Raw genomic sequence first — 13,333 nt, forward strand, 5'->3', positions numbered from 1 at the left:
TTTTCGGTCGTTAGAATATTTACTTTGTTTCAATCTGCCGTTCGTCTCCCTGCCCAAATGCCGCAGGTTTAGAAATAAATAACTTACAAAAAAGCCCGTTCGATCAGGAACGGGCGGTAAAATATATTTTTACGGGTAAATCACTCAGCGGCGTCTGCCGGATTGGCTTCTGCCGGAATCTCCGGTGCGTCGGAACAAGCATAATTTTCACGTGTATCAAACAATCGTGCCTTCTTTACGTCGTTGGGTTTTACCTCAAAAAATGCTTTATGAATATCAAATTCTTCTTCATCACCCGTTGCTACGCGGCATTTCTCGTACGTTCCATCTTCCCGTAGTTCATACGAATTGACATTATCTTTCAGGTTGTAAGCCAACATCAGAATGGTTTCCTGTTTTACCCGCTCATCTACAAGTATAAATAAGGATTCAATTCTACGGTCAAAGCTACGAACCATTACATCGGCACTTCCGCCGTATACAAGCGGATCGCCCTGATTATGAAAATAGTAAATCCGCGAATGTTCCAGAAAATTTCCAACAATGGATCGAACACGAATATTTTCACTCAATCCAACCCGGCCGGGACGAAGGCAGCAAATACCTCGGACGATCAGTTCGATGGGAACTCCTGCCTGCGAGGCTTTGTAAAGTTCGTCGATAACGGCCCGATCTTCCAGCGAATTGATCTTGATGCAAATACCGGAAGGTAATCCTTTGCGGGCATTTTTGGCTTCATTCTGAATCATGTCAATGATTCGTTCACGCATTTGGCGCGGAGCCGTGATGAGGTTGCGGTAGTCACTTGGCAGTGAGTGACCTGTGATAACGTTAAAAAATTCAGAAATATCGTAGGTGTACTCTTCATTGGTTGTTAGCAAACCAATATCGGTATACAATCGTGCGGTATCTTCGTTATAGTTTCCGGTTGACAAATGCGCATAACGTACTACTTTTTCACCTTCATTCCGAACAATGAGCAACAGCTTGGTGTGCGTTTTGAGCAAGCCAATGCCGTAAATCACAAAACAACCGGCTTTTTGCAACCGCTGCGCTTCCCGAATGTTATTCTCTTCGTCAAATCGCGCTTTTACCTCAAACAAAACCGCGACGTGTTTACCATTTTCGGCGGCTGTCAGCAGCGCTTCCGTGACTCTGGAATTTTTGGCGAGGCGGTAAATAGTCAATTTGATGGAAAGAACGTTCGGGTCTTCGGCGGCCTGTTCCAGCAATTGGAGCACCGGCTCAAAGTTATTGTACGGATGATGCAGCAGAATATCACGTTCCCGCATCATTTCAAATATATCCGTAATACGCTCACGTCCAAGGCTTAACGGTGGCACAGGTGGATGCAACGGAGGAATTTGATCTTTAAATTCACTATGTTTGACAATTTGCCAAAAACAGGTATAGTCAATCAGGCCCGCTGAACGGTATACGTTATAGTCGTCTATTTCCCAGCGTTTTTTCAGCAAGCTTAGCAAATCATCGTTGACGTCCTGCTCCACCTCCACCTTTACAACCCGACCGAGCCGACGATTTTTAATTTTTTGTTTTATTTCATCAATAAAATCCACTTCCATGTCATCATTTTCTTCGAGAGAAAAATCTCCATTTCGAATGATTCGGAAGAGGTTTGTGCTCACAATATCGACGTTGCGATAAAGTTTTTTGATAAATGCTTTTACGATGGTTTCAATGGGCAGAAACAGGATTTCATTTTCCCGTTCCAACACATAAAACCGGGGGAGATTGAGCGGCAGCTGTACAAATGAAAGCTTGCGATCTTCTTCGTTGGTAGTGCCTTTGGTTTGGGTAATGACGCCAAAAATAAGCACCTTGGCCAGCAAAACCGGGAACACATGCGTATAATCATACAACATGGGTGTCAGCATCGGATAGATTGTTCGGTCAAAATAGTCCGAAACCTTCTTTTTTTCTTCCTCCTGCAAATCGCCCATCGTAGCTATAATACACCGGCGTTCTTTGAAAAGCGGCAGCAATTCTTCCTTATAAAGTCGATTTTGCTCTGTTACAAATTGTTGAAGCGCTTTCAGAAGCGTTTTTCTGAACGGCACTTCTCTCAGGCCGGAATAATCGACCCGTTCTTTGCCATAATCCAGGTAATTATACAAACTTCCAACGCGAATGGAAGAAAACTCGTCCAAATTAGAGGCCGTTATAGCCAGAAATTTCAAACGGTCAAAGAGGTTACGGTTAGGATCCCGCGCCTGATCGAGCACACGTTCGTTAAATTTCAGCCAACTCAAATCCCGACTGATGAAATCGCTTTGATCAATCAATTCGTTGAACTTTTCGCTCGTACGCATAAACTTGCTTTCTTCCATTTTTTCGTCTTTTTCCGTAAAGAAAGATAACAAATGTGATAAAGGGTTCTTTTTTTCCTGGTTGGAGTATTTCGTTGAATCGTTTGGCATGGTACGTTCGTGAGTGTGATTGGTCATATTAATCGGTATCCCATTGGTTTTAATGGGTATTTCATCCATTTTGACTCTAAAAAGAAATTCTGGTTTGCCAAATCTTTGTTTTTATAATGAGTCAAAAAGAAATTGCTTTCCTTCTCATAAAAAAACGCATGACTGACCAAAATAGTCAGTCATGCGAATTAAAAAAGCAAAAACAGATGCTTTACTACCTTTTACACATCCACTCGTGCATATTTGGCATTTTTCTCAATAAAGTCACGGCGCGGACCAACTTCATCGCCCATTAGCATGGAGAACAGGTGATCTGCCTCTGCTGCCGACTCAATACCTACCTGTTTGAGGCTTCTATGTTCAGGATTCATCGTGGTCTGCCAAAGCTGCTCTGCGTTCATTTCTCCAAGACCCTTATAGCGCTGAATATTGACAGACTCCTCTTTGCCACCTGCTATTTCCCGAACGGCGGCTTCGCGCTGCGCTTCGGTCCAACAGTAGCGCTCTTCCCTGCCTTTTTTGACAAGATACAGCGGAGGTTGGGCAATGTAGATATATCCTTTCTCGATCAGAATTTTCATATATCTGAAAAAGAACGTGAGAATCAGCGTACGAATGTGGCTACCGTCAATATCCGCATCCGTCATGATGATAATTTTATGATAACGCAGTTTTTCAATGTTAAGCGCCCGTTCATCGCCGTCCTGTCCGATCTGAACGCCCATTGCGGTAAACATATTCTTAATTTCCTCATTTTCATAAATGCGGTATTCCTGCGCTTTTTCTACGTTCAGAATTTTACCACGAAGCGGTAAAATAGCCTGAAAAGCACGGTTCCGTCCCTGCTTGGCAGTTCCTCCGGCGGAGTCTCCCTCAACCAGGTAGAGCTCACAAATTTCAGGATCAGTTTCGGAGCAGTCGGCGAGTTTTCCTGGCAATCCGGAACCGGTCAGGATGTTTTTCCGCTGCACCATTTCGCGTGCCTTACGGGCGGCGATCCGGGCTTTTGCAGCCAGCAAAACCTTATCCACAATCATCCGGGCTTCTTTCGGATGCTCGTTGAGGTAGGTATCCAACATTTCAGATACGACTTGACTCACTGCTCCGGCCACTTCGGAATTTCCTAATTTGGTTTTGGTTTGTCCTTCAAACTGAGGTTCCTGTACTTTCACCGAAATAACAGCCGTCAGTCCTTCCCGGAAGTCATCGCCACTTACTTCAATTTTTTCTTTGGCCAGAATCCCAGATTTATCTGCGTAGTTTTTGAGCGTGCGCGTTAGTGCTGCCCGAAATCCTGACACGTGGGTTCCGCCTTCAATCGTATTGATATTATTGACGTACGAAATTACATTTTCACTGTACGAAGTATTGTACATCATAGCCACTTCCACAGGCAATACGCCTTTGTCGCTATCCATGTAGATAGCGGCAGGAATCAGGGGCTGACGGGTGTTGTCGAGGTACGTTACAAACTCTACCAAACCACCTTGTGACAAGAACTCTTCGTACTGCGGTTTGCCCTCTTCGTCCAGTTCGCGCATATCGGTCAGGGTCAGTCGAAGACCTTTGTTGAGGAACGATAGCTCGCGAAGACGAGTAGCTACGGTTTCATATTTGAATTCCGTAACGGTAAAAATTGTATCATCGGGCTTGAATTGAATGAACGTTCCGGTGATCTCCGAATCGCCAATAACCCGAACGGGATACTGAGGAATACCCTTTTGGTACTCCTGCTCAAACACTTTGCCTTCCCGGTGAACCTCCGCGCGCAAATCGGTAGAGAGCGCATTTACGCAGGACACACCCACGCCGTGCAAACCGCCCGAAACCTTGTAGGTGTCTTTGTCAAACTTACCACCGGCGTGCAGCACAGTCATAACCACTTCCAGGGCTGATTTTTTTTCTTTGGAGTGATACCCGGTTGGTATCCCACGACCATTATCCCGCACTGTAACTGAATTACCTTCTTCAATAATGACATGAATGGTGTCACAATACCCGGCAAGTGCTTCGTCAATTGAGTTATCTACAACCTCCCAAATCAGGTGGTGCAGCCCTTTAAAACCGGTGTCGCCGATATACATGGCCGGACGCTTCCGTACGGCTTCAAGTCCTTCAAGAACCTGAATATTTTCGGCTGAATAATTACTTACTTCCAGCGTTGCTTCGTTTGCCATAAAGTTTGTTTTACACTACAATAAAAACTGCCCGTCAAGGCAGCACTATAAACGTGTAAAGATACGATTTTTCAGCCGTTTTGCCTACCTCTTTTTCACTATTTGAAGGGTTTTTATGGGTAAACCGTTTTGTCCGATGAGTATTTCAAAGCTCGTGCCCTGCGGGGCTGCCTGCATGCTGCGTATATCACCTGTAAGATACAATCCACTGACCTGTTGTGGCGTATACGTAAAGGAAGTATTTCCCTGATTTATAAATACCTGACCCGTGTTGGCGTTGTTACGTCCCATGCGTACCCGGCTTTGGGAGTGATTGCCCCCAAGCAACAGGTCCAATTTCCCATCTCCGTTCAGGTCATAGATCAGGCAGGCATATATTGGTGCAAACTGAGCTTGCACAGGTAAAGGTTTGAATACCAATTTCCCCTGACTATTTTCCAGAATTCCGGACCTGAATTCATTCACAGTTTTGCGGTACATACCCCTAATCGTTTCGGGATCAAAAATCGCTGAAAAAGCAGCGTTGGCGTAGGATGTATACTGAGGAAATTTCTTTTTCAAGGCCGGAAGCTGATCCAGAAGTTCGTCTCGGCTTGCATAGGGATACTCAGCTTCCGCAGTTTGTAAACTGACAATCGGAATTGTCTTACCACCCTCTGATTGAGCGGTATATAGGTTCAATCGTTGGGCCGAAAGCACATTCCACTGCCAGTTAGTACCGGTATTTCCGATTACAAAATCTGTATCTCCGTCGCCATCGAGGTCGGCGGCAGCAAGGGCAGTCCAGCGCCCGGACAAGGTTTCTGTTCCAAATAATTTGCTAACATCCTGAAAAACTCCCTGCTTGTTTTGTTGCCAAATCTGAATAGTTCCCCAGTCGCTTGCCAGTAGTAATTCACTTCTTTTGTCACCATCAATATCAGAAAATACAGCTTTCGTAACCATATTTCCCTTTACAGCCTCAGAAGAAAGAACTGTCCTATTTTCCTTAAAAACACCTTTACCCGTAGTTACAAGAAGTACCCCTCCCCGACTTTCCGGAAATTGGCCGGGAGTAACCCGCTCCCCAATAAACAAATCAGGGAAATTATCTCCATTGACGTCTGACACAGCCACGCAGGAAGCATTGATTTTTATATCAGGAAAGGCAGCCCGAATCCATTGGTTTTGTTGATTTAGATACAGTCTTGGTCTCAAAAGCGTATCCGTTGGCGCTAATTCGTAGCCTGCACTGACGACCAGTAAATCCTGATCACCATCACCATCTGCGTCAAAAAAAACGGCGTCAGCATCGTTAAAAGGTGCGTCTTTTTCAAATTCAGGAATATGTTGTTTTACAAAAGATTCCCCTTTTCGGATAAATAGAGCCCCTGCCTGTCCACGCCCGCCTCCCACGTAAAAATCATCAACACCATCGCTGTTTAGATCCGTCTTGACAAGTACAGGACCAACATAGGAAAGCATTTCGGGTAACAGCGGTTGGATCCGAAAATCATTCTGTCCGTTTTGTTGATGGGTAAAATCAAGTGTATTTTTTTCCTGAAACAACTGAGGAACGGGTTCAGGAGCAGCGCTTACCTGAGCTTTTGGATCGTAGGAAATTGACAAGGTTTGACTATCAGTAGGTTTGTCAATAGTTTGCCGATGTCCATCTGTCCACGTAACTTGTACCGAATCAACCACGGCCATTGATAAACCAAAATGCAGCCCGCCTGTCATTGCCGATTGAAACCCGCGGACAGGCATAAAATCCTGAACCTGAATGCTCCCGCCTTTTTGATAAAGCGTCACCCGCGCACCTGCTTTCAAGGCGAATGTGGGAGCCTGCAACTGAATGGACAAATAACGATTGGCGATTTCTTTTTCCTGATTGTTTTTATAAATGAATGCTTTTTCATTGACATTATTTGTAACCAAATCTAAATCTCCATCATTATCCAAATCTACATAAACTGCCCCGTTCGACTGACCGGGCTGATCGAGTCCCCAAGCCTTTGCTGAGGAAATAAAGTGCAGATTTCCGTCATTCTTAAAAATTGCATTAGGCTGATTGATTGGCGGCATTTTTTCAATAACATCAAGCTGGGACGGAGCTTTACCCGAGGAATTTGCTTCCATTTGGACGTCCGTTGAGTATTTCAGGAATTCCATATTCGTATAATCCCGGGCATATCCATTGGTCACAAAAATGTCTTTATGACCATCATTATCGAAGTCCGCAAAAAGCGCAGCCCAGCTCCAATCCGTATTGGAAACACCTGCCAATTGACCAATTTCGCTAAAAACCGGAATTCCCTCCGCGTTTGTACCGTTGTTCAGCTGCAACATATTGCGCATGGTTTGATGATGAAACCCTGCCCGAATCAGTTGCTGGTACTTGTCATAATTATCATCGCCAGCGGTTAGCATCACGCGTTCATGCGTGGCTGGCAGCATGTCCAATGTCAGAATATCGGCCCATCCATCATTGTTGATATCAGCCGCATCTGTACCCATTGAGTACAGCGAAACGTGGCCTGTGGCCTCCCGAATCACTTCTTTGAACGTTCCGTTTTTTTGATTGATGTAGAGATAATCGTTTTCGTTATAATCGTTGGCAATGTACAAATCCGGCCAACCGTCGTTGGTAAAATCTGTCACGTTAATACCCAAACCAAAGCTCAACACATTGGAGACAATCCCGCTGGAATCTGTTACATCGTAGTATTTACCGCCATCGTTTCGCAGAAGCTTATTTCCGTAAGAGGCATTTTTTTGTTGTCGGTAACTACCCAACAACTGACTGAATCCGGCAAAATCCTGTACCGAATGATTTAACAAAAAACAATCCGTATCACCATCTTTGTCATAGTCAAAAAACACTGCCTGTGTGGTGTATGAAGCATCAGCCAACCCATATTCGGCAGCGCGTTCGGTAAAAACCGGAATACTGTCAGCCGTAGGCCCGTTGTTGACATACAGCAGGTTTTGCCGTAAACCCGGATCCTGTGCTCCCGAGCGGCACACGTACAGATCCATCCAGCCATCGTCGTTTATATCTACCAATGACACCCCGGTTTTCCAGCCTTCATTCAGGTTCGTACCCGATTGTTCCGAAATATCTATAAATTTTAAATTCCCCTGATTAAGATACATTCGATTGGCAACCATGTTTCCCGTAAAATAGAGATCGACCCGTCCATCGTTGTTAAAATCAGCCGCGGCTACTCCTCCACCGTTATAGAAATAGCCGTATTCGAGCACATTATTTTCGGCGTCTTCGTCTATAAAATTGACAAAATCCACCCCCGTGTCTCCGGCATCAAGAAGGGTAAATAAGGTCTTTTCCTGTTGACAGGATTGAAAGATTGGGAGCGTAAAAATCAGAAGACGTAAGTATAGAAGTCGATTCATAGACAATATGAAGTTGTTAAAGCGGTCTGTAAAATTAAAAAAGGCAGACGAACGCCTGCCTTTTTTAGCACTGGAATCAATTTAATTTTAGTTTTTATCCCACCACAAAGGCGTACTTGCTTTGTCAGGTCCGCTGAGTAGCCCCTCAGCAGTTTTGACAGCCTCACCATTGGTTTGTTTTTCCAAATCGAGGAATGGAATTCGGCGAATAAACGATCCGGCCGGCAGATCGGCATTGTCCGAATTCATAACCGGATAAAGCTTTGGAAAACGAGTGCGGCGGAATTCAGCCCAGGCTTCAATTCCATCCGGATACAAGGCCAGCCATTTTTGGGTTCCAATTTGCTCACGTTTAACAGCCTCTGCTGCACCACTTTCCCATTTTACCGGAATGTTGGACAAAGCCGGTGAATTCTGAGGATCGCCGGGTGCTACCGGAGTTTTGGAACTGTTGATATACGCCTGAATAGCTGCATCATCGGTAATTCCCCACTGCCGCATCGACATTTCAATTCCTTTTTCATACAATTCCTGAGCAGTTCCACCCATATTCCAGCCGTTCAGAGCACCTTCTGCACGCAGAAAAAACGGCTCAGATGTATGAATAATATCCTGCGGAACAGTCAGTTGACTTGTCCAGGCGGAACCACCACCCGTTACCCAACGCCTACCAACGTTAGAATTGTCGTTATTTCCATTTCCAGCCTGATTCAGCTGTGCCGGGAGCAATCCATTTCGCAAACCCTCGTAGGTGTTTGTAGCCGAAGCGGGTTGAAAAAAGATACCGATCCGTGGATCTTCATATCCTTTCAAAACAGATTCCATGGAAGCACTCATCCGAAATTCATTCCAGATTGCAATACGTCCCAAACCATTATGGTCATTTCCTGCCTCATTTTTTACCATAAAGGCAGCATCCGAAAGGTCGGTCATCACGCCACCGGCATAGGCTGCTTCGGCTTGACGCTTAGCTTCTGCCGGATTAACTTTTGAAATACGCAGAGCCAAACGCAACCGTAAAGTATTGGCAAACTTGATCCATTTGTTCACATCACCTTTATAAATCAAATCAAAATTACCGTAAGGTTTTTCAGCGGTCTTCCCTTTCAGTACCGTTGTAGCGGCATCCAAACGTTTGAAAAAATCTTCATAAATCTTGTCCTGTGGATCGTACTTTACCGTACGTGCAGGCTCGCCGGCATCAAAGTAAGGAATTGGACCGTAGTAATCGGTGAGTCGGTGAAAAGCAAATACCCACATGATATTGGCCAAAGCATTCTCGGAAGAATTGGCATCGGTTGAATTCAGCAATGTTTTTAGCTGCGGAACAACCTGCGTATAGATGGGATTCCAATGGCCGGTCAGCCAATCGAAACGCATCACGTAACGATCCGAAGGAAAGTAAGTAGCCGAAGTTGCAAAATACTGTGCATACAAATCGGCGAACAGATTTTGGGCAATCTGATAGGTACCACCTGCATAGGAGGCCTGTTGCTCGGCTCTCGAAAATAAAAACGGCAGTTCGTCCTTGCCAAGCGTTGTGAGCTTGGTTTTGCTGGTATTCATTTCTTCAAACTTATCCGTACAGCTCCACCAAACTCCGGCAGAACCTACCATCATGCTCATGGCGGTTAGTTTAAGAAGATGTTTTTTATAATTTAATTTCATACAAAACGTAGTCTAAAATTTTCTAATGTAAGTGTTAATCAGAATTTTAACTCACTCTTGACCCTGTGGAGTCATTTAATTCTAGAATCCTAACTTCAAGTTAAGTCCAACCGTCCGGCTTGAAGGCAGGTTACCGTATTCAACTCCCTGAAAATTACCTGCACCCAGGTTTACATCAGGATCAAAAGGCAATTTGCGCTTGTCAACACCCGGAATATCCAGCGTAGCATATCCCCGATACAGGAAGAATAGGTTACGCGCTACAAAAGAAAGGCGGGCATTTTTGATGAAGAAATTGGCGGGTGTCTTAAAAGAATAACCCACAGAAACCTCACGCAAACGAACATTGGTCGTAGAATAAGTAAAGAATTCACCCCATGAATACCGACCCCCGGAAACTGTTGTCCAGAACGTTTCAGCGTTAATCGCCTTAGTGTTTGTTTCACCAGAAGCTGTAACGGCGGGCAATACCCAACCTCCTTCGCGGTTGTTCAATGTATAGGCAGCATTTCCGTCAAAAGCAAGGTTTGCTTCTGTACCGGAAGTCATAGTACCACCGAACCGTCCGTCAAAAAGGAAGCTAGCCACGAAATTTTTGTAGGAGAAGGAGTTATTAAAACCGAGAGTAAAGTCGGGGTTAAAGTTTCCGATTTTCTCACTTGCCGTCGCAACTGGTTTACCGTTGGCATCTACCACAAACCGTCCCTGATCATCACGCTTCCACCGTTGAGCATACATATCACCATATGAACCTCCTTCTGCCACCACCGGACCAGCCGTACGACCGTAACCACCAGCCAGGAAGGCAATTTTCACATCAGGATGAAGCTCTACGATTGTATTTACGTTGCGGGCAAAATTCAGCGTCATGTCCCAGTTCAGGGCGCTTCCTTTCAGCGGTTTCCCGGTTAGAGTTACTTCGATACCTTTGTTATTGATTTTTCCTGCGTTAATAAACTGATTGGAAAAACCGGAGGCAGGTGCCAGACCGAGGGTTAGCAATTGGTTAACAGTATTGGTGTTATAGTACGTTACATCCAGGCCAAGTCTTCCGGTAAAGAACCTCAGATCCACTCCAAATTCGGTAGAGGATGAGATTTCAGGTTTCAGCGTTTCCGCAGGCTGCGTCGCATCGCGGGAAACAAATCCACCAGTACCGCCCTGCGAGAAGGAATACGTTTGAGTCAATAAATAGGGATCTGTGTCATTTCCTACTTGTGCCCATGAACCTCTCACTTTGGCAAAACTCAACCACTCAGGAACCTGCAAAGCGTCCGAAATAATGAAGTTGGCCCCAAATGAAGGATAAAAATAAGAGTGCGGGGCAGGTAGCGTAGACGACCAGTCGTTACGGGCCGCCATGTCGACAGTCAAGTAATCGCGGAAAGAAAAGGAGGCCGTTCCGAAAACGTATTGCAATTCTTTTTCAGAAAATCCGGCGATTTGGCTCAATGCACGGGCAAACGACAAATCAAATTTGTTGGGCACCAGTAACCCATTGGCATTGGCTCCTACCTGTGAGAATTTCTTGTAGGTAGATCCGGCTCCAACGTTAAACGTATAGGCGATGTCCTCACCGATAGTATTATTTCCTGAAATGATCACGTCCATGTTCCGTTCCAGAATGTCATTGGTAAAATCCTGGTACGAACCACCCGGACCGGCAAACAGCAACGTACGGTCTGCCCAGCTACGATTGAAGCGGTCGTCGTAGCGGTCATAGCTGATTCGGCCCTGAATATTAAGCCAATCGGTTAGCTCATACTTGGCAGAACCCAGCAAAATCGTCCGGTTTCTTTTTTCAAGATCGGAAGTTTTGTTGGTTGTCCAGTACGGATTCATGTAAATAGAAGACGTACTCCAATAGGTTGGAACACCGTTTTCATCCTGAAAATTTTTGTACTGATTCAAATCTACACTGCGGGGAATCTTGTACAGGTTCATCACCACCGCGCTTTCTTCGCCGGAACGGGGCTTGTTGTTGATTACCTGATTGGTGTAGGTAATTTTCGCATCAGTAGACAACCGCTTGGTAATCTGCGTGTTGATCCTAAGATTTAAGGTATGACGGGTGAGGTCATTGTTTGGCAATAATCCCTGATTGTAGTTGTTGGTATAAGAAAGATACGTTTGAACGTTTTCTGTTCCCGCCGCTACTCCAATTGAGTTATTGGTAGAAACTGCATTACGGAAAAAGTCGCTCACATTGTTTGGGTAAGTCGTCCCTTTTGCACCCCAGCTTCCGCTTGCTCTATCACCGGCAGTTCCACCATTTCCCTGCCCGAATGTATTTTGCAACTCAGGCATCAGAAAGGGCGTTTCTACGACTACGCCTGAATTAATATCCGCGGATACTTTCCCGGCTTTTCCTTTTTTGGTCGTAATCATGATAACCCCATTCGCAGCCCGGCTTCCATACAACGCCGAAGCGGCAGCACCTTTCAGTACGTTCATAGACTCAATGTCGTCAGGATTGATGTTTGCGGCACCGTCGCTTCCATTGATCCCGCCAAAGTCACTACCCACCTGTCCCTGTACGGTATTGTCAATAGGCACGCCGTCAACCACAAAAAGAGCATTGTTGTTTCCGCGAATCGAACGGTTTCCACGCAACGTTACACGTGTAGCCGAACCGGGGCCGGACGCACCTTGCGTAATGACCACCCCGGCAATTTTACCTGACAGGGTATTAACAAAGTTTGCATCACGCACATCGGTGAGTTGTTTTCCACTGATTTGCTGCGTAGCATAAGTAAGAGATTTTGCGCTGCGCTCAATACCAAGAGCCGTTACTACAACCTCGTTCAGGCTGCGAACGTCAGGAGAAAGATCGACAGTAACTGTTGACATTGAGGGAGATACGGCCACTTCTTTGGTTTCGTAGCCCACCGAAGAAAAAACTAATGTGGAGGCTGTAGCAGGCACTCCAATAGAGAAATTGCCACTTCCATCTGAATTGGTTCCGCGATTGGTTCCTTTTAGAAGGATGTTCACGCCTGGCATCCCAGTGCCGTTTTCATCACGTACCTGCCCGCTGATCTGTCGATCCTGAGCAAATACCTGGGTTACAAAAAAGGTTAGTCCAAGTAACAGGAATAACCTCATAGGTAGTTGTTTAAGCATAGATTAAGAAAGTGTTAGTAATTTGTGGGATTAAATATAAAAATATTAACTACCAATGTCAATATTTTAAATTTTATTACAAACACTCCCTTTAATATTCCTAATCCTCTGGAAAAGGCACAAATACAAATCCCGCAAAATCAGCCTGAATCACAAAAAGACAACAGTATTCGTCTGGGTTCTTATAATTTTCTTTGAACAACTCTTGCGATTCTGCACCAACCAATTCACGATCAACGAATTCCTGTAAAAAAGAAGCCCGATAATTCCAGACATTCCCCATTTCTTCCCGCGCTAAAAGTAGTATCCCAATAGCTGCTTCTTCCTTGGAAACTACAAAAACAGGGTGTTCTGAAAACCCTCTTTTACGTATTTGATAGGAAGCTTCTTTCAATTGATCTGAAACCTTAACAAAATCCTGAGACACCATTCCCAATAACTTTCGGTTAACTTCGGGCGAGTTGGCATCATCCATAAGGATACTTTCATTGCTATTATTGATCATATTTTGACTTTTTTAAAGAACCCAAAAGT

6 protein-coding genes are annotated in these 13,333 nt (G+C 44.9%); all 6 read right to left on the reverse strand.

Features of this window, described 5'->3' with window-relative positions; all coding sequences use genetic code 11:
- Positions 1-140 precede the first annotated feature (140 nt).
- Positions 141-2,348, reverse strand: coding sequence for a polyphosphate kinase 1 (gene ppk1 / locus EZE20_RS10260; RefSeq protein WP_228713676.1), 2,208 nt, complete (start codon positions 2,346-2,348; stop codon positions 141-143).
- A 311-nt stretch (positions 2,349-2,659) separates the two neighbouring features.
- Complete coding sequence (gyrB, locus tag EZE20_RS10265; protein ID WP_132117227.1) at positions 2,660-4,615, reverse strand: DNA topoisomerase (ATP-hydrolyzing) subunit B; 1,956 nt, start codon at positions 4,613-4,615, stop codon at positions 2,660-2,662.
- An 84-nt stretch (positions 4,616-4,699) separates the two neighbouring features.
- Complete coding sequence (locus tag EZE20_RS10270) at positions 4,700-8,008, reverse strand: VCBS repeat-containing protein (protein WP_132117229.1); 3,309 nt, start codon at positions 8,006-8,008, stop codon at positions 4,700-4,702.
- 87 nt (positions 8,009-8,095) lie between these two features.
- Positions 8,096-9,676, reverse strand: a complete 1,581-nt coding sequence (locus tag EZE20_RS10275) for a SusD/RagB family nutrient-binding outer membrane lipoprotein (protein WP_132117231.1) — start codon at positions 9,674-9,676, stop codon at positions 8,096-8,098.
- Between the two features lie 81 nt (positions 9,677-9,757).
- A complete protein-coding gene (locus EZE20_RS10280; protein WP_228713678.1) occupies positions 9,758-12,781 on the reverse strand; it encodes a SusC/RagA family TonB-linked outer membrane protein in 3,024 nt (1,007 codons plus the stop codon).
- Between the two features lie 118 nt (positions 12,782-12,899).
- Positions 12,900-13,304, reverse strand: a complete 405-nt coding sequence (locus EZE20_RS10285) for a hypothetical protein (RefSeq protein WP_132117235.1) — start codon at positions 13,302-13,304, stop codon at positions 12,900-12,902.
- Positions 13,305-13,333 lie beyond the last annotated feature (29 nt).

Source organism: Arundinibacter roseus, assembly GCF_004348825.1.
GTDB classification, from domain to species: Bacteria; Bacteroidota; Bacteroidia; order Cytophagales; family Spirosomataceae; genus Arundinibacter; species Arundinibacter roseus.

What these genes read in the sequence shown, in the direction of transcription:
- ppk1 (WP_228713676.1), bottom strand. Translation starts at nt 2,348, where the DNA reads ATGGAAGAAAGCAAGTTTATGCGTACGAGCGAAAAGTTCAACGAATTG.
- gyrB (WP_132117227.1), bottom strand. Translation starts at nt 4,615, where the DNA reads ATGGCAAACGAAGCAACGCTGGAAGTAAGTAATTATTCAGCCGAAAAT.
- EZE20_RS10270 (WP_132117229.1), bottom strand. Translation starts at nt 8,008, where the DNA reads ATGAATCGACTTCTATACTTACGTCTTCTGATTTTTACGCTCCCAATC.
- EZE20_RS10275 (WP_132117231.1), bottom strand. Translation starts at nt 9,676, where the DNA reads ATGAAATTAAATTATAAAAAACATCTTCTTAAACTAACCGCCATGAGC.
- EZE20_RS10280 (WP_228713678.1), bottom strand. Translation starts at nt 12,781, where the DNA reads ATGAGGTTATTCCTGTTACTTGGACTAACCTTTTTTGTAACCCAGGTA.
- EZE20_RS10285 (WP_132117235.1), bottom strand. Translation starts at nt 13,304, where the DNA reads ATGATCAATAATAGCAATGAAAGTATCCTTATGGATGATGCCAACTCG.